Annotated in this window: 16 protein-coding genes; 2 read left to right on the forward strand and 14 right to left on the reverse strand. The window is 61.8% G+C overall.

Annotation, left to right across the window (positions count from 1 at the left end; translation table 11 throughout):
* Positions 1 to 90: 90 nt before the first annotated feature.
* Positions 91 to 2,088: an ATP-binding protein gene (locus AC1DV6_RS15990; protein WP_477979136.1), complete on the forward strand. Its 1,998-nt coding sequence runs from the start codon at positions 91 to 93 to the stop codon at positions 2,086 to 2,088.
* Positions 2,089 to 2,391: 303 nt separating this feature from the next.
* On the opposite strand, the gene AC1DV6_RS15995 is transcribed toward AC1DV6_RS15990, so the two are convergent.
* From AC1DV6_RS15995 to AC1DV6_RS16040, 10 genes are all read right to left on the reverse strand, one after another.
* Positions 2,392 to 3,411, reverse strand: a complete 1,020-nt coding sequence (locus tag AC1DV6_RS15995) for a formylglycine-generating enzyme family protein (protein WP_477979138.1) — start codon at positions 3,409 to 3,411, stop codon at positions 2,392 to 2,394.
* Positions 3,395 to 4,165 carry a substrate-binding periplasmic protein gene (locus tag AC1DV6_RS16000; RefSeq protein WP_477979140.1) on the reverse strand — a complete coding sequence of 257 codons (771 nt, stop codon included), beginning with the start codon at positions 4,163 to 4,165 and terminating at the stop codon, positions 3,395 to 3,397. Before AC1DV6_RS16000 ends, AC1DV6_RS15995 begins: the two co-directional genes overlap by 17 nt.
* A 41-nt stretch (positions 4,166 to 4,206) precedes the next feature.
* The gene (locus tag AC1DV6_RS16005) at positions 4,207 to 4,875 is read right to left on the reverse strand and encodes a histidine phosphatase family protein (RefSeq protein ID WP_477979142.1); all 669 of its coding nucleotides are present in this window, start codon (positions 4,873 to 4,875) and stop codon (positions 4,207 to 4,209) included.
* A gap of 73 nt (positions 4,876 to 4,948) precedes the next feature.
* Positions 4,949 to 5,887 carry a PhzF family phenazine biosynthesis protein gene (locus tag AC1DV6_RS16010; RefSeq protein ID WP_477979144.1) on the reverse strand — a complete coding sequence of 313 codons (939 nt, stop codon included), beginning with the start codon at positions 5,885 to 5,887 and terminating at the stop codon, positions 4,949 to 4,951.
* 11 nt (positions 5,888 to 5,898) lie between these two features.
* Positions 5,899 to 6,519 (reverse strand): glutathione S-transferase family protein, encoded by a 621-nt coding sequence (locus tag AC1DV6_RS16015; RefSeq protein WP_477979146.1) that lies wholly within the window; start codon positions 6,517 to 6,519, stop codon positions 5,899 to 5,901.
* 2 nt (positions 6,520 to 6,521) lie between these two features.
* Positions 6,522 to 7,715: an aminotransferase-like domain-containing protein gene (locus tag AC1DV6_RS16020; RefSeq protein WP_477979148.1), complete on the reverse strand. Its 1,194-nt coding sequence runs from the start codon at positions 7,713 to 7,715 to the stop codon at positions 6,522 to 6,524.
* Complete coding sequence (locus AC1DV6_RS16025; protein WP_477979150.1) at positions 7,715 to 8,056, reverse strand: antibiotic biosynthesis monooxygenase family protein; 342 nt, start codon at positions 8,054 to 8,056, stop codon at positions 7,715 to 7,717. The genes AC1DV6_RS16020 and AC1DV6_RS16025 overlap by 1 nt, the downstream gene beginning before the upstream one ends.
* Positions 8,053 to 8,685, reverse strand: coding sequence for a DJ-1/PfpI family protein (locus AC1DV6_RS16030; protein WP_477979152.1), 633 nt, complete (start codon positions 8,683 to 8,685; stop codon positions 8,053 to 8,055). The genes AC1DV6_RS16025 and AC1DV6_RS16030 overlap by 4 nt, the downstream gene beginning before the upstream one ends.
* 16 nt (positions 8,686 to 8,701) lie before the next feature.
* Positions 8,702 to 9,301 (reverse strand): LysE family translocator, encoded by a 600-nt coding sequence (locus tag AC1DV6_RS16035; RefSeq protein ID WP_477979154.1) that lies wholly within the window; start codon positions 9,299 to 9,301, stop codon positions 8,702 to 8,704.
* Positions 9,298 to 10,218, reverse strand: coding sequence for a DMT family transporter (locus tag AC1DV6_RS16040; protein ID WP_477979156.1), 921 nt, complete (start codon positions 10,216 to 10,218; stop codon positions 9,298 to 9,300). The genes AC1DV6_RS16035 and AC1DV6_RS16040 overlap by 4 nt, the downstream gene beginning before the upstream one ends.
* Positions 10,219 to 10,365: 147 nt before the next feature.
* On the opposite strand from AC1DV6_RS16040, the gene AC1DV6_RS16045 reads away from it, so the two are divergent.
* The gene (locus tag AC1DV6_RS16045) at positions 10,366 to 11,835 is read left to right on the forward strand and encodes an aminotransferase-like domain-containing protein (RefSeq protein WP_477979158.1); all 1,470 of its coding nucleotides are present in this window, start codon (positions 10,366 to 10,368) and stop codon (positions 11,833 to 11,835) included.
* 48 nt (positions 11,836 to 11,883) lie between these two features.
* Here AC1DV6_RS16045 and flgL read toward each other — a convergent pair whose 3' ends face one another.
* The 4 genes from flgL to AC1DV6_RS16065 form a co-directional block, all read right to left on the reverse strand.
* The gene (gene flgL, locus AC1DV6_RS16050; protein ID WP_477979160.1) at positions 11,884 to 13,281 is read right to left on the reverse strand and encodes a flagellar hook-associated protein FlgL; all 1,398 of its coding nucleotides are present in this window, start codon (positions 13,279 to 13,281) and stop codon (positions 11,884 to 11,886) included.
* Between the two features lie 22 nt (positions 13,282 to 13,303).
* On the reverse strand, positions 13,304 to 15,304 hold the full coding sequence (gene flgK, locus AC1DV6_RS16055) for a flagellar hook-associated protein FlgK (protein WP_477979162.1): 2,001 nt from the start codon (positions 15,302 to 15,304) through the stop codon (positions 13,304 to 13,306).
* 95 nt (positions 15,305 to 15,399) lie between these two features.
* Positions 15,400 to 16,317 carry a flagellar assembly peptidoglycan hydrolase FlgJ gene (flgJ, locus tag AC1DV6_RS16060; protein ID WP_477979164.1) on the reverse strand — a complete coding sequence of 306 codons (918 nt, stop codon included), beginning with the start codon at positions 16,315 to 16,317 and terminating at the stop codon, positions 15,400 to 15,402.
* Between the two features lies 1 nt (position 16,318).
* Positions 16,319 to 17,473 (reverse strand): flagellar basal body P-ring protein FlgI, encoded by a 1,155-nt coding sequence (locus tag AC1DV6_RS16065; RefSeq protein ID WP_477979166.1) that lies wholly within the window; start codon positions 17,471 to 17,473, stop codon positions 16,319 to 16,321.
* Positions 17,474 to 17,516: the final 43 nt, after the last annotated feature.

Raw genomic sequence — 17,516 nt, forward strand, 5'->3', positions numbered from 1 at the left:
CGCTAGTTTTTGGCATACAGAAATCATAAGGGCTGTCGACACGGAACGGATAGGCTCGGGCATACTGTGCAGCCAAACGCCACTTAGCCTATGCAGACAACCAGCAGCCAATCCCAGGACGCCGTGCGCCGCGGCAAGGGTCTGTCGCTTCGGCAGACGCTGTTACTGGGCGCGGGCCTGGCGATCCTGCTGCCTGCACTGGTACTGGCGTACTTCCAGATCGTCAATCGTCTGGATGACCAGATCAATTTGCGTGTGCGTGCGCCCATGCTGCAATACGCCGACGTGCTGTCGCGGGGCGTGGCGGTTGCCATCTGGAATGTGGACCGCGGCGTGGCCACCGAACTGGTCGATGCCGTGATGCGCAACCCCGACGTGGTGAGCGTCACCGTCACTGACGAATACAAGGAAGTGTTCGTGCGCAAGCAGGTCTCGCCCGTGCCCGATGGTCAGATACTGAAGGAAGAGCGCGACGTCACCTATAACGGATCGCGCGTGGGCCGACTGGTGGTGGAGCTGACGGCTGGGCGTATTCAGCGCGAGTTCATGTTCGACCTGTACAAGCTGGCGGCCTCGCTGGTGGCGCAGGTGTCGATTTCGTTTGCGGTGATCTGGTGGCTGTTTGACCGTCGCATGATGCGGCCTCTGCGTTCGCTGCAAGGTGGTGCACTGCAACTGGCGCGCGGCGAGCTGGACCAGCCTATTGCCATGGCACGCGACGACGAAATTGGTGAACTGGCGCGCAGCATGGAGAGCATGCGTACCGATCTGGCCAAGCTGATTGCCGAGCGCGATGCCAAAACCGCAGCGCTGCAAAACGAGCTGACCGAGCGCCTGCGCGCCGAGCAAGCGCTGGGCCTGAGCCAGGCCAAGTTCGCGGCGATCTTTGACGCATCACCGGTCGCGCTGTCGGTGTCGCGCCGCGGCAAGGACGTCACACTGCTGGACGTCAACAAGGCTTGGACCAAATTGTTCGGGCGTGAACGCGCCGACGTCATGGGCGCCAGTGGCGTGAATCTGGTCCTCTACAAAAGCCTGGAAGACCGAGCCCGGTTGCTGGCCATGTTGGAGGTCCACCAGGACGTCACCGCTTTTGTGACCACCGTGATTGGTGGTGATGGGCGCCAAGAAATTTTGTGCGAAATATCAGGCCGCGTCATCACCGTGGATGAAGAGGCGCTGTTGATTCTGGCCTGGGAAGACATCACCGCCAAGGCCAAATACGAAGAGAACATCCTGCAACTCAACGCCAGCCTGGAAAAGCGCGTGGACGAACGCACGCGCGAACTCAGCGGTGCGCTGGAGAGCCTGACGGCGGCGCAGTCCGAGCTGGTACGCACCGAAAAACTCTCTGCGTTGGGCTCGCTGGTAGCCGGTATTGCGCACGAACTCAATACCCCCATCGGCAACAGCCTGACGGTGGCCAGCACCTTGCAAGACCAGACAGCGGAGTTTGGCGAACACATGGCCAAGGGCCTGACCAAGAGCCGACTGGAGCAGTTCGTCAACAACACCCGCGAGGGTGCCGCCATTCTGATGAGTGGCTTGCGCCAGGCGGCTGAATTGGTGTCCAGCTTCAAGCAGGTAGCCGTCGATCAGAGCAGCTTGAACCGTCGTGTATTCCGCCTGAGCGAAACTGTGCACGAGATTTTGCTGACGCTTGGCCCCAGCATGCGCAAGACCCGGCACACGGTGCACAGCACCGTGCCGAATGAAGTGTTCCTGGAAAGCTACCCTGGCCCGTTCGGTCAGGTGCTGACCAACCTGATCAACAACGCAGTGCTTCATGCCTTTCGCGAAGACCAGTCGGGCAATATTTATCTGGAAGCGAAAACCCTGGACGAAGCCTGGATCGAATTCACCGTACGCGACGACGGCAACGGCATTCCCCCCGCCAACATCGCCCGCGTGTTCGATCCGTTCTTCACGACCAAGCTCGGACAGGGCGGTAGCGGCTTGGGACTGAACATTGTTTACAACCTGGTCACCAAAACCTTGGGCGGTCAGATTCGCGTGGACAGCCCGGTTGGGCGCGGGGCCTGCTTTGTGTTGCGACTGCCTCGTACTGCTCCGGCTTCGGACGTTTAGTTTTTCTTTGAGTCTGGGTTAACTTCCCCTCGGGATCACGCGTGTCGGGTACTCCCCTCCGCGAATGTCCTCCGGGCCGTGAGGGCCCTCCCCCTTGATTTCGCTGCGGGGAGCACCCAACCCACCTGATCTAGCGCGGGGCTGGCACACGACTGACCCCAATGCATTTCTGGGGTGACAAATCCTCAAGCGGATGGTGCGGGGTGAGTCCCATTGCGAAATCAAGGAGGAGGGGCCCTCACGGCCCCGGGGGACATTCGCTTTGGGGCTTACCCAGCACCGTCCGCGGCGAAAGAAAGGTCTTTAACGCACCGGAGAGATAACAGGATCAGAAGCCTCCATCACCAACCGCATCCCCACCAACACATACCGCGTCTGCGGTGAATTCCAGTTGCGATAGCTGGAGCGCAAGTACAGCGGCCAGGTATGCCAGGAGCCGCCGCGGCGCACATAGTTTCGGCCTTCGCGCGGGCCTTGCGGATCATCGACCGGTGATCGCGCGTAGTAGTGCTCGTCGTATAAATCGGCCGTCCACTCCCAGGCATTGCCATGCATGTCGTACACGCCAAACGCATTCGGTGCAAAGCTGGCGACGGGCGCCGTGAACGCATAGCCGTCGCTGCCCTGGAGCGCATGCTGCGCAAATTTGGGCCATTGCTTTTTCGACGCGGTGTCAAAGACGTTGGCAATCTTCAGCAGGCTCTTCGGATCATCGCCGCTGGCATAGCGGGTGCGCGTCCCGGCGCGTGCGGCGTATTCCCATTCGGCTTCGGTAGGCAAGCGATAAGTCTTGCCCTCGGTCTTGCTGAGCCATTGGGCCATCGCTAGCGCGTCGTTCCAGGTGATGTTGACCACCGGGTGGTCGTCAGTCTGCGGGAAGCCCGGGTTGCGCCAGTTGTAGCGCACATTGCGGCCTTCGAACTGTTCGCTGCGCTCGGCCGGGTCGGCCGTGTACTGCGGGTTGTAGCCGTAGCCACCAGTGCCGTCGGCAATCGACTCCGGCACGTAACCAGAGGCTTGAAGAAACTGTTTGAACTGGCCCACCGTCACCTCGGTGCGGCCCAGGTAAAAATCTTTGGTGATGCGCACGCGGTGTACCGGTGCTTCGTCGCGCAAGTCTTCGAGCCGCTCGCGCTCCATCAGCGGGTAGTCTTTTTGCAGCGATGCAATGGGCTCGTCGCTGCCCATCAGGAATTCGCCTGCCGGTATGCGCACCAGCGCCATGCCCAGCGTGTTGGTGCGCAGGTCTTGCGCATGACTGCCAAGGCTTGCGCCCGCCCATAGGGCCGCTACGCAGAGTGCGCGCTTAAAGCTGTACACCATAGGTCTGAAAAATCTTTTGGTACGCGGGCGTCTTCTTGAACTGGCGCAGTGCCGTGTCAAAGGCGGGCAGCATCGCAACATGGGGAGACTTCTTGCCCACCAGTAACTGGAAGTGCGACGTCTCCAGATCGGTCGGCAGCATCACCACCTCGGCCGCGCCCTCGGTGCGCTGCAGGCTGTATTGCATGGTCAGTGCGTTGTCGATCATCACGTCGCCGCGGCGTGCCACCAGCATCTTCAGTGCAGTTTCGAAGTTGATACCGGACTCGAGTTTGAAAATGCCTTCCAGATTGGTCTTTGCCCAACCGTTGCCGGAATAGGACACGACGACCGGGTTCAGTGCGCGCAACTCGTCCAGCGTGCGCGCTTGTCTCAGCTTGGGCAACAACGGACAGTCAGCCCGCGCGAACACGCGCCGCGGTGCGGAGGCGACGGGTTCCTGCGCGGCGACCGCGTATTCCAGCCGCTCCGGCGTGGCAATGGTGCAGATCGCGTCCTGCTCGTTGTTTTTCACCAGCAGCTGCGCACGCGTCCACGGGTAGCCGGTGTGCTCCACCGACATGCCCATACGGCTGAGCACTTCGCCAATCACATCAGGCAGGATGCCGCGCAGCGCGGGGCCGTCGGGGCGGAAACTCAGGGGGCTATTTGTTTCGAAGTACGCCATCCGTAACGGCGTGACTGCATGGGCTGACCACGCGGGCATAAGCCCGGCAGCGACTGCGGATTGCAGAAATATGCGGCGATTCGCCATAAGCCCACTCCCACGGGATCAATGCCCCATGATACATAGGCTCAGGAATAGGTAACCCAATCCTCCAACTCTTTCGCATCCAGATGCGGCAGCGTGTTGTACGTGACCAGCATGTGGCGCTTGGGCGTGAACGCAAACTCGGTGACCGAGCTGTTGCGGATGCGAAAATTCAGCTCGATGGTGGTCTCGGGTGTCGTGCCCAGCAGATGGCCCACGGCGGTAGAGATGGGCCCGCCGCTGGAGACGATCAACACATTGCCTTCATGGTTCTGCCGCACATGGTCCAGCGCGCTGGTAATACCGGTGACGAAGTCTGCATAACTGGGCATACCGTGCGGGCTGACCACTCCGTTCATCCATTGCGTCAGCGCGTCCCGCAGCAGCCGAAAGTGGCTCCGGTACATCTCGGGCGAGTCCGGCTTTTCCAGCGGTGTCGGGTGAATAGTCTTGATGACGGCGTCACTGTCGTATTCGTTGAGTCCGGGCCATAGCAATGGCGTCATGTTGTACTTTGCGCCTTCTGCAATGCCGGCCCAGGTCTGTGCATGGCGCTTGAGTGTGCCGGTCAATACCGCGTCGAATGTCAGGCCCTTGGATGCAAAGTATTCGCCCAGTCGCACGCTCTGCTTGTGGCCGAGGTCGCTGAGGTTGTCGTAGTCGGCAGCGCCAAAAGAGGCCTGCCCGTGGCGCACCAGATAAAGATTTCCCATGCGGCAAATCTAAGGCCTGCAGCGTGCATACGCATGTAAAGCGGGGGACAGGCTGCCGCGCAGGGGACAGCCGCTATAGCAAGACCTGTCCGCTGATGCAGGTGACGACGTCACCGCCGACCCAAACCTGGTTGTCAGCATCACGCTGCAAAGCAACCCGGCCGCGCCGGCCGAGGCACGTGCCCTGGTGCGCGCTGTAGCGTTCGGGCAGGTGCCCGTCAGCGATCAACCATTGCGCCAGGCTGGCGTTCAAGCTGCCGGTGACCGGGTCTTCGTCCACGCCCATGGGCGCCGCGAAGGCGCGTACTTCCAGCACCGGTTCGGCGGACTCCGTTGCTGCGCCCTTCTCGTCATTTCTGCCAAATGCACGGGCTTCGCGATTTGAGCGCGCTATCAAATTAGGAGCTGCTTGCGCCTGTTCTACGGCGGCTACACCCACTTTTTGCGCCAAATTCTTCAGTGCTTTGTGGTCGGGCTCCAGTTGCAGCACGGTGTCTTCATGGTCCAGCAGCAGACCCAGCCAGACCGGGCCGTTGTCCAGCAACTGCGCGGCGACGATCTGGCGCGACTGCAGGCCCAGCGCAGCGGCCACCTTGGCCAGTAGCGCGGGGCTGGGGTTGCTGCGTGCAAGCAAAGGCGCGGCGAACGCCAGTTGTGTGCCGTCGCGGCGGATGCGCACCAGGCCTTTTGCGCACTGCTGCACGATCACGTCCGCGCGCTTGGCTTGTCCGCCATTCTCCAGCCAGGCGCGGCACGTGCCCAGCGTAGGATGGCCAGCAAATGGCAACTCGCCACCGGGCGTGAAGATGCGCACACGGTAGTCGGCACCGGCCGCCGCCGCCTCGGGTGTGGGCGGCAGCAGGAAGGTGGTTTCGGACAGGTTGTTCCAGCGCGCAAAGCCCTGCATATCGTCGTTGGTCAGGTCAGCACCATCGAGCACAACGGCGAGCGGGTTGCCCAGATACGGCGTGGCCGTGAATACATCCATTTGTTTGAAAGGGCGTTGGCGCATATTGCGGGTCCTTAACTCAACGGTAATTCCAGCACGCCGCGCACTGCGGGGCGCGCCTGGATCGCTGCGTACCAGCGCTCCAGATGCGGCAGTGGTGCGCGCTCGCGCGGCAGGCCAAACCAGCGGTGGATGTCGCAGGCGACGGGAATATCGGCCATTGTGAAGCTGTCGCCGGTCATGTATGCATGCGTGGACAAATGCTGATCGAGTTGCGCCAGCAAAGGCGCCATCGCCGCCACCGATTGCGCAATTGCGGCGTGGTCGCGTTTGTCTTCGGGCGTACGGATCAGCTGGATAAACGCCACGCCACTGGCGCGGTTCAGCGTGGTCTGCTGCCAGTCCATCCAGCGCTCGGCGTCAAAGCGTTTTGCCAGGTCCAGAGGGTACAAAACATCGGAGGAGTACTTGGCGCAGAGGTAGCGCACGATGGCGTTGGATTCCCACAGCGTCAGATCACCGTCTTGCAGCGTGGGCACCAGCGCGTTTGGATTCAGCGCCAGGTATTCCGGTGTTTTGACAATTCCAAAAGCCATGCCCGCATCGGTGCGCGTGAAGGGCACGCCGACTTCCTGCGCGGTCCAAACGACTTTGCGTACGTTCAGCGATGTGAGTCTTCCCCAGATTTGCACCATGGTCATTTCCTTTGGCTTTGAATCGCAAGGGCCAGTGCAGCCACACCACGCTGAATCTCTTCGACGCTGGGTGTCACAAATGACAAACGCATCGTGCGCGCATCGCCGTGGTCCGCATAGAACGGCGCGCCGGGCACGAAGGCCACGCCCTGTTCCACCGCGTGCGGCAACAGGTCAACGGCGTTCATGCCCTGTGGCAAACGGGCCCACAGGAACATGCCGCCGGCGGGGGTGTTCCATTGCAGGTTGTCATCGGGGTTCGCGGTCGCAGGGAAGTGCTTCGCCAGCGCCTGCAGCATTGCATCGCGTTGCGATTTGTAGAGGGCACGGATGGTCGGCACATGGCGGTCCAGAAAACCGTTTTGTATCACTTCGTAAATCATGCGTTGGTTAAAGCCCGGGCTGTGCAAATCGGCCGCCTGCTTGGCCTGCAATAGCTTGGGGTACACCGCCTTGGGCGCGACGATAAAACCCATGCGCAGACCGGGTGCCAGCACCTTGGAGAAGGAGCCGAGGTAAATGCCGCCCTCGGGGTTGCGCGCGGTCAGCGGCGCAGGCGGTGCCTGGTCAAACCACAGGTCGCCATACGGGTTGTCTTCCATCAGCGGCAGGCCGGTGCGCGCGGCTTCGTTGCTCAATGCGGCGCGGCTGGCCTCCGACATCGTGCGGCCGGTCGGATTCTGGAAGTTGGGCAGCACATACAGGAAGCGCGCGTCTTTTGATTTGGCCTGCAGGTCGGCGATGTCCACGCCGTCGTCGTTGCTGGCAACGCTCACGACGTCGGGTTCCATCGGTGTGAAGGCCATCACGGCGCCCAGATACGTGGGAGATTCGACCAGCACTTTGCTGCCTGCATCGATCAGCACCTTGGCCACCAGATCCAGACCTTGCTGCGAGCCGGTGGTGATCATGATTTGCGCGGGGTCCACATTCCAGGGCAATTGCGCCGCCACCATGTCGCGCAAGGGCGCATAGCCCTCGCTGGCTGCGTATTGCAAGGCGCCCGCCGGGTCGTCTTTCAACACCTTGGCACAGGCCGCTTCAAACTCGGCGACCGGGAAGGTTTTTGGTGAAGGCAGGCCACCTGCAAAGCTGATGATGCCGGGCTTCTCGGTGACCTTCAGGATCTCGCGGATCACTGAAGGGTTCATCTTCGCGGCGCGTGCGGCCAGCGTCCAGTGTGTGTTGTTTGTCATTATTTCTTTCCGTAAGCTTTTTCGACCAGCGCGACGCGCAGTTCGTAATGTTCGTACCACAGGGCTTTGCCCGTTTCCTGTGCGACCTGGTGCTCCGCATCCGCGCGCCAGTTGGCAATCGCCTCCAGTGTGGACCAGTACGACACGGTGATGCCAAAGCCATCCTTGCCGCGCGTGCTCTCCACGCCCAGAAAGCCGGGCTGCTGGACGGCCAGCTCCACCATGCGCTCCGCCATGTGCGCGTAGCCGTCGTCGCCACTTTCCTCGGTCTTGCGCAGCGCAGAGAAGATCACCGCGTAATACGGCGGCTCGGGCAGGGCGGCAAAGGCGGGGTGGGTCATGTGCGTTGTTCCATCGGGTTCTCAGCGAGATTGGGCTCAATGTGGGCGAGTGCGCGGGCAACGTATTCAGATTTTTCGTTCACCGGCGCGAAATAGTGCAGCACTTCTGTGGCTGCGTCCAACCCTTTGAGTCGTGCAATCAACCATGCAGAAATGTACTGGGCCGACAGGCAACCGCCAGCGGTGGCGATATTGCCGCGTGCAAAAAAGGCCTGATTGACCACGTTCACGCCTGCGGCCTGCACCCAGGGCTTGCTGGTCAGGTCGGTGCAGGCGGGGATCTGGCCGGTCAAGCCTAGTTTGGCCAGCAGAAATGTGCCGGAGCATTGGGCGGCAATCAGTTGGCGTGTCGGGTCGAGTTGCAGTTGGCCCAATAGCGTGGGGTCATTGGCCACTTCGCGCGTTTTCATTCCGCTGCCAATCAGCACTGCATCGGCTTGGTTGGCTTCGGCCAGGCTGATATGGGACTCAATGGCCAAGCCGTTCATCGAAGTCACTCTGGCAGTCGGGCTGGCAATGCTCACGCGCCACTGTGCGTCACCTTTCAAGGTGATCCGGCTCAACATGCCGTAGGCAATCAGGGAGTCCAGTTCGTTGAACGCGTCAAAAGTCAGAATGGCGATGTGCATGGCGGGCCTGAAGGGGTTATGTTGTCAGCATCGGATACAGCGAGGCTACCAGCGCGATGGCCATCGTCACATTGAAGATGCGCAGGCGTACAGGGTCCTGCAACCACTGGCGCATCGCCTGCCCGAAGGCGAGCCAGATGAACGAGCAGGGCATTCCGACCACCACAAACATCGCGATCAGTGTCGCCATGTCGGCGCCGCTGGCCTCGGCGGGCAAATAGGTGCTCATGCAGGTGATGGTCATCACCCAGGCCTTGGGGTTGATCCACTGAAACGCGGCGGCGGCCCAGAAGCCCATTGGTTGCGCTGATGATTTAGCTTCGGCGGTCGAGGGTTTTGCAGTCGCCAGTTTCCACGCCATCCACAGCAAGTACGAGCCGCCTGCAATCCGCAACACCAGATAGAAGTTGGGGAAGTGCGTCAGCGCCGAATGCAAGCCCAGGCCCGTGACCATCAGCAAAACCCAGAAGCCTATCTGTACACCTGCCAGATGGCGCAGCGAACGGCGAAAACCGAAGTTCACACCCGAGGCCAGCAGCATCGTGTTGTTAGGCCCCGGCGTGATGGAGCTGACCAGCGCAAACAGCGTGGCGGCCATCAGGGTTTCAAAACTCATTGCATCTCCTTTAGCTTCAACGGTGTGCCCGCAAAGCGCTTGCCGACAAACACCGTCGCGACGACTGCCAGCGCAAAGCCCAGCGTCACGATTTCCAGCGGCTCACCCAACAGCGGCACTGCGGCCAGGATGCTGAAGAACGGCTGCAGTAATTGTGTCTGGCTAACCTTCAGCGCGCCGCCCAATGCCAGCCCGCGGTACCAGGCGAAGAATCCCGCCCACATCGAAAACACGCCAACGTACACCAGACCCCACCACGCCGACGGCAGGATGGCATGCGCAGGCCAGGTCAATACCGCGCCGGGCAAGGTCAGCGGCAGCGCCATCACGCAGACCCAGCAGATCACCCGTTCCGCGCCCAGCGAGGGCGTGACCTTGGCGCCATACACATAGCCCATGGATGCAGCCAACACCGCACCCACCAGCAACAGGTCGGCCCACTCCAGGCCAAAGCCCGCAGCCTGCTGGCTGCTGCGCAGCAAAGAGAAGCCCATCACCAGGCCCGCACCCAGTGCTGCACACAACCAGAAGCCCAGGCGCGCGCGCTGGTGCAGCGCCCAGGCCGCGACCGCGGCGGTCGCCAGCGGCAGCAACGCGGTAATCACCGCCGCGTGGCCCGACGTCACCTGCCGCAGCGCAAAACCCAGCAGCAACGGATACCCCAACGCATTGCCCAACAGCGCCAGCCCCAACGACTTGCGCTCCTCGGACGTGGGAAGTCGTGAACGGGTAAGCAGCAGAAAGGCAATCGACAAGGCGCCCGCCAGCGTGGCGCGGCCAAAGGTCACAAACCAGGGTGAGAGTTGCGGCGCTTCCGCCGTGCCGGTAGCCAGCCGCGTCATCGGCAGCGTGACCGCAAAGATGGCAACGCCCAATACCCCCAGCCACAAGCCCAAAGTTTCATGGCGCTGGGTCATGGCGTGGCGCGTGGGGTTGGGGATGTGGCGATCATGGACTTGACTTTAGCGGCAATAGCAGCACACTTGCAGTACAGTTTTTGTGAACAATGGATAAACTGTATTGCTGCGCCAAGCGGCACAAGCAAGTATTCCGGAGTCCCGTTCATGTTGATGAAAAGCAGCACCCAGCCGTTGACGGCACAACTCGCCGCGCGTTTTGCGCAGCGCATCCGAGACCGTTTGCTGGCGCCCGGCGCGCGCCTGCCCTCGGTGCGCCTGTGCGCGCAGCAGCAGGGTGTGAGCCCGTCCACCGTGGTCGGCGCCTATGACCAATTGCTGGCGCAAGGCTTGGTGGAGGCGCGCAAAAATCGCGGGTTTTACGTGCGAGAAATGCCCGTGGCGCCCGCAGACAGTGCGCAAGCAGCTCCTAAAGATATAGCAATGGCCTTGTCGCCGGGGGCGCGCCGCGCGCCGATAAGCGCCACTGCGCTGATCCGCGGCATGTTCCATGGCATCAGCAGCAAACCCCAGCCGGGCCTGGGTGTGCTGCCCAAGGAGTGGCTGCAAACCACATTCCTGTCGACCGCTGTGCGACGCAGCTGCAGCGTCGAGGCGCTCAATGCGTTTTCGCTGCAATACGGTGAGCCCGCTGGAGACACGGGCTTGCGCAATGCGCTATCGCAAAAGCTCGCGGGCCTGTCCATCCAGGCGGCGCCGGAGCAAATCATCTGCACCATTGGAGCGACGCATGCGCTGGATGTGGTCAGCCGCACGCTCTTGCGCGCCGGCGACTATGTGATGGTGGAGGAGCCAGGCTGGGCGGTGGAGTTTGCGCGATTGGACGCGTTGGGCATGCGCATCCTGCCCGTGCCGCGCACGGCAGACGGGCCCGATCTGGATGTGATGGCGCGCTACTGCGAGGCGCACCGGCCCAAGCTCTTTGTCAGCGTCAGCGTGTTCCACAACCCGACCGGCTTTTGCCTAAGCCCTTCGAGCGCTCACCGCATCCTGCAACTCGCGAACCAGCACAACTTCCATGTCGTCGAGGACGACACCTACAGCCACTTCGCGCCGGAGCACGCCACCCGTCTGTGTGCACTCGATGGTTTGCAACGCACTATCTATGTCGGCGGCTTCGCCAAGATACTCGCGCCCAACTGGCGCGTCGGTTATCTCGCTGCGCCGCCGGATCTGGTGGAGCGCCTGCTCGATACCAAGCTGCTGTCCACACTCACCACACCTGCACTACTGGAGAAAGCGCTAGCCTGGTGCATAGAGCAGGGCCAGCTGCGCCGCCATGCCGAGCGCATCCGCACGCGGCTGGACGCCGCCCGCGCGCGCAGCGTGAAGCTGGCGCTGAACCACGGCTGCACGTTCGCGGCCGAGCCGGTGGGATTGTTTGGCTGGGTAGAAACGGGTGTCGATACCGACCTGCTCTCGCAGCGCATGCTGGATGAGGGCTACCTGCTGGCGCCCGGTGCGCTGTTCCACGCACTGCGCACGCCCAGCAGCCTGATGCGCATCAACTTTGCGAGTACGCAGGACGCAGCCTTTTGGAAAACTTTCGCGCGCTTGCGCGATGAGCAACTCGGCGCAAACGGCAATTTTTCGCCGGGCCGCCCCAAGAAAAATTAGCCCCCAGGGGGGCATCGACCCGCGCAGCGGCGGAGCGTGGGGGCAACATCAACTGATGAAATTGAACAAAGAGAGTTTTTGCACAGACGCGTAAGACTGTAGCGCGGCGGAATAGCCGGTCTGCATGTTCTGGAAGTCGGAGATGCCCTTGATCATGTCGATATCTTCTGCGCGCGAGCGGTTGCCTTCCTGCTCGATGTTGCGCTTGCTGTTCGTATCGGTAATGCGATCGGCCCGGCCCAGCAGATCACCGGCCTGACCGCGTATCGCCGACACGCGCGCCATGCTGATGTCGATGTTGTGCAGTGTCTGCGAAACCGCCTGCGTCGCGGCGTTGGCGTTGGACGCCTTGCCAAGGTCGGTGATGGCGGTGTCGAGCATGCTGAACACGCTGCGCTTGGGCGTCACGGTGACGATGTCTCCGACGGCAGGGCTGCCAACCACGGTGGTCGTGGCGCCGGGAACCTGATCGCCCGCGGGCGGTGTGCCGTTGATGTTGAACGACAGGCCGGGAATGCCGGTGATGGGGATTTGCGCAGGGCCGCCGGTTTTGTAAGACGCTGAACCCGCGCTGACCAAGGGGTTGACCCCGGTGGTGACGGGCGGCGTTTCAATGATGTCGTAGGTCACCGTCGTGGTGCCAGGCACGGTGGTCGCGTCCAGCCCGGTGAACGAGATGGTGTAGGTGGGGTAGTCTTCCTGCGGTGAGCCAGGTGGCAGCGTTGCGTTGTACGCGGTGACCAGGGCGGCCGTGCTGGACACAGTTGCACCGTTGGTGATCGCCACGTTGTCGGTGATCAGGCTGCGGTCGGCGGGAATCAGGCCGGCCGTCGGATTGGTCACCGTGACATTGAACACGCCGTCGCGCGCAGGCAGGTTCATGAAGGCGCTCTCGCCATCCAGCGTAAAAGGTATGGCGTAGGGACCAGTAGAAGACTGTCCCGGCAAGCCGTTAAAGCTGTAGTCAGGTGCTTGCGATTGCGGCCCGACAAATGGTGTCAGCGCGCTGCCCAGCGCCGCGAACAGCGGCATGCCGTTGCTGTCCTTGGTGTTCGCCAGGCTCAGGATGCGATCGCGCAGTCCGCTGAGCTGGCCGGCAATGGTGGTGCGCTCCGCCGCCGTATGGGTGCCGTTACCGGCGCTGACCACCAGTTCGCGGAAGGACTGCAATGCATCGGTGATATCCCCGAGGGTGCCTTCTGCTGCGGCAATCGAATTGCGTTGGGCTTCCAGTGCACGCTGGTCGGTGGCGATGCGGGCCAGGCGGTTCAATGCGCGTTCGGCCTGGGCGGCACCGGTCGGGTCGTCGGATGCCGATGTGATGCGTTTGCCGGAGGTGAGGTTTTCCTGCAGGTTGGCCAGATTGGTCTGGCGCTCTTGCAGGTTGCGCAGGCTGTTGTCGTAGGTATTGGCGGTGCCAAGGCGGGTGAATGCGGTGACGGACATGCGCTACTCCTTCTGCTGGCGCCTAGCGGCCCAAGCCCTGAATCAGGGTATCAAAAATCTGCTGTGCGATCTGGATCATTTTGGCAGAGGCCTGGTAGGCCTGCTGGTACTGCAATAGCTTGGCAGCCTCTTCGTCCAGATTGACGCCGGAGATGCCGGCGCGGTCTTTTTCAGAGTTGGTGGCGATGGAGCCGGACACCGTGGCCGAATAGTTGGCGCTTTGCGCCCGGATACCGATCTGCGAAATCAGGCCGGCGTAGCCATCGGTCATCGCGGCGCCGTCAAACATCGCAACATCGCGCAGGTTCATCATCGCTGTGGCGTTGCCGCCGCTCAGCGAGGCATAGGCGTTTTGTTTGACGGTGACGCTGTCCGTGTTGGCGGGCAGGCCCGACAGCGTCAGCGTGAAGCCAGGTGTGCCAGCGATCGCGGGGTTGGGGTAGTCAATCGGCTGGCCCGATACAAAGGGTGCGCCGGTGACTACCGTGGTGGCGGTAGTGGTGTTGACAATATCGTAGGTGGTGACGCCTGCGACAACCGAGAAGTTGATGCTGAAATTGTCCAGTGGGGCCGCAGCGGTGGTGGCCAGGGTTTTGGCAACGATGCCGCCAACTGCCAGCGTGCCCTGGTTGCTGGTGTTCAAAGTGGCCGCCACAGGGCTACTGACAGCCAGCGCGCGCGGCGATGCAAACTCGCGCGCAATACTGCTGGCCGATGTGGAAAACGGTTTGACCAGAACACGGTCACCCGCCGCAGCTGAACCGGGAGCCGCTTCCGTGATCGCAATGCCGTCGACGACGACGGTGCCCACCACCGGCAACGTCGGATCGGCCGCAGGCAGGCCGGTACCGAAATCGAAAGCGGTAACGATGCCATCCGAACGCCGTGTGATCGTGCCACCCGTGGTGGACGTGAAGTTCAGCTCGTAATCCGAAGCCTGGAATTTGGTCGTGTCACTGATGGCCAGTGTGATGCTGCTGGTGCCCGTGTTGAGTTTGGCTGGCGGGATCGGCACCATCACGTTGGCAGAGCCAAAGGTGGTGGGTGTGAAGATGTTGGTGCCTATGTTGCCGTCCAGATCCAGCCCCAACTTGTGCTGGTCGTTCATCGCGGCGGTGACACCCAGGGTGAGTCGTCCCAGCAGATTGCGGCCTTCCACCAGGTCACTGTTCTGAAAACGCAGCAGGCCCGGAACTTCGCCACCGCCCAATACGTTTTCATCCATCGCCACGGTTTGGCCATTGCGGGTGATCGCCAGCTTGCTTTGCAGTGGGTCGCCAAAGTCGTCCTTGACAATGGACAGTTGGGCCACATCGATCCCAAGCACCAATGACTGGCTGCCACCGATAAACACAGTGAGCGTGCCGTCGTCGGCCGGGATGGTGGTGGTCTGCACCAGCAGATTGAGCTGGCGAATCAGCTCGTCACGGTGGTCCAGCAAATCGTTCGGCGGCTGGCCATTGCCTTGTGAACGCGAAATCTGTTCGTTGACTTGCGCGATGTTGGTGGCCAGCGTGTTGATCGAATTGACTTTCTCTTTCAACGATTGGGTGATGCCATTTTGCAGATCGTCCAGGCTTTGCGAGGCTGCGCGCATGCGCCGGGCCGTCTCGTCCACACGGGTCAACACGACGGTGCGGGCCGTCAAATCGGTCGGTGCACTGGCCACGTCTGAGAACGCGTTCAGCATGTCGTTGATCGATGCGCCCAGGCCGGTGGTGCCGCCCTGGAAGATGTCGCCCAACTGCTTCAGGTAGTTGGAGCGGGTGGTGTCGGAGGCGCTGGTGGCGCCTGCAATATTGGCTTGGCGCGTCAGAAACTCGCTGTAGTTGCGCTGTATGGTCTGGACAGCAACGCCTTTGCCGATGTAGCCGCCGCCAGTGAACTGACCCGGCACGGTTTCCAGAATCACTTTCTGGCGCGAATAGCCGACAGTGTTGACATTGGCAATGTTGTTGCCCGCCGTTGTCAGCGCCATCTGATTGGCCTGCAGTGCCTGCACGCCGATGTTCATGATGCCCATGTCATGCCTCCCGACGAGCCGCCTCTAGGGTGGCATGCGCCCCCTTGGGGGGCAGTGAACGAATGTGAACGTGGGGGAGCATAGTTTCTTCCCGGTTAGACCTGCACGCGGCGCAATTGCAGCGTGGTGTTGATGGCGCGGCTCAGCTTGGCCGCGTACTCGGGGTCGGTGGCGTAGCCTGCCTTTTGCAGACCCATGGCGTAGTCTTTGACCGATGCCGTTTGCGCGCGCGCCTTGGCATAGCGCGGGCTCTCATTGATCATGCGTGCGTAGTCCTTGAAGGAATCTGCAGGGGAGTCGTAGGCGCGAAACTTGGCGATCTTTTTTTGCGCCACACCGTTGACGTATTCGGTGGTGGTGACTTCGGCCACCTTGCCGGTCCAGCTGGCGCCGGCCTTGATGCCAAACAGGTTGTTGGCACTGGTACCGTCCTTGTTCTTGATTTGAAACTTGCCCCAGCCGGTCTCATGCCCCGCCTGGCCCAGCATGATGCCCGCCGGAATGCCGCTGGTTTTTTCGATCTGGCTGGCGATGTGGCCGTGCTGGCGGACAAAACTGGCTTGCTGTGCCGTGGGCGCAGAGGCCTTGCGTGGGGTCTTGGCGACTGCTGCGCTGCTGTCGCTTGTGGTTGCGCTCGCTGCCTTCGCGGCATCGGCTTTGGCTTGCCCCATCTGGCGTGTCAGTTGCAGCGCAATCACATCGGAAAAGCCACCGGCCTGGCCTGACATCGCGACTGACAGTTGCTGGTCCAGCAGATCGGTGGCCAGATCGCCGCCAGGGCTGTCCAGCATGCCGGACTTGGGGCCTGCCTCGCGCATGCTCTTGATCAGCTCGCGCATGAACAGCGACTCGAATTGTTTCGCCGTTTCCTTGATGGCTTCCGGGCTGCTGGAGCCCCCTGCGCTGAGCTTGAGCGATGCCAGGCTTTGCGAGTCCGCGGCCAAACCCTGGCTGCTCTGCAGCATGGGCAACATCGCGTTGCCATTTTGCATATTCAAGGGTGCCAGAGACATTTCAGATCACCTCCAGCTCGGCATTCAGTGCACCCGCCGACTTGATGGCTTGCAAAATCGCCAGCAGGTCTTGCGGCGTTGCGCCCAACGAGTTCAACGCCTTGACCACATCGGCCAATTGGGCTGCCGCAGGAATCTGGATCAGCTTGCCCGGCTCTTGCTTGATTTCAATATTGGCCTTCTCGCTGACGACCGTCTGGCCTTGCGAAAACGGTGCGGGCTGACTCACGACAGGTGTGGACGAGATGCTGATGGACAAGTTGCCGTGTGCAATAGCGCAGGGGCCTAGCGTGACCGCCTGGTTCAACACAATGGAGCCGGTGCGGGAGTTGATGATCACGCGGGCCGATGCGACCGAAGACTCAACGGGCAGCTCTTCCATCTCTGCAATGAAACTGATGCGGTCGTTGGGTACGGCAGGCGCCTGGACTTGTACGGTGCGTCCATCCAATGCCTGCGCAACGCCAGCACCAAACCGTTTGTTGATCGCCTGCGCCACTTTGCGCGCGGCCTGGAAGTCGGAGGCATTGAGGCTCAAGCTGATGGTGGGGCCGTCTTGCAGCGAGGTGGGCACCGCGCGTTCGACCTGCGCGCCATCCGGAATGCGGCCTACGCTCAAATGGTTGACGGTGACCTTGCTGCCACCTGCGGAAGCGCCGGCACCAGCGACGATCAGATTGCCTTGCGCCAACGCGTAGACCTCGCCATCGGCGCCCTTCAAGGGCGTGGCGATCAGCGTGCCGCCCTTCAGCGATTTCGCATTGCCCAGCGAAGACACATTGATGTCCAGCAACTGGCCGGGCCGTGCGAATGCGGGCAATTGGGTCGTGACCAATACGGCGGCCACGTTCTTCATTTGCAATTGGGTCAGCGACGCGGCGGTAAGCGTGACGCCCAGTTGCTGCATGTAGTTGGCCAGGCCCTGGCTGGTGTACGGCATCTGGGTGGTTTGGTCGCCCGTGCCATCCAGCCCGACGACCAAACCGAAGCCGGTCAGTTGATTGCTGCGCACGCCTTCAATCGACGCTACTTCCTTGATGCGACCGGCTTGTGCCTGGCCAAAAGGTGCCAGCCCCAATGCCAAAAAAATGGCCAAAATCAGCAGTGTCAGGGCCCGGAATGGGGCGCTGCGTGCGATGGAGGACGGGTGGTTCATGGTCAGAATGGGCTGGTGGGGCGATCCGGGTGGATCGGTTACC

The organism is Rhodoferax sp. P2_H8_2 (assembly GCF_056403235.1).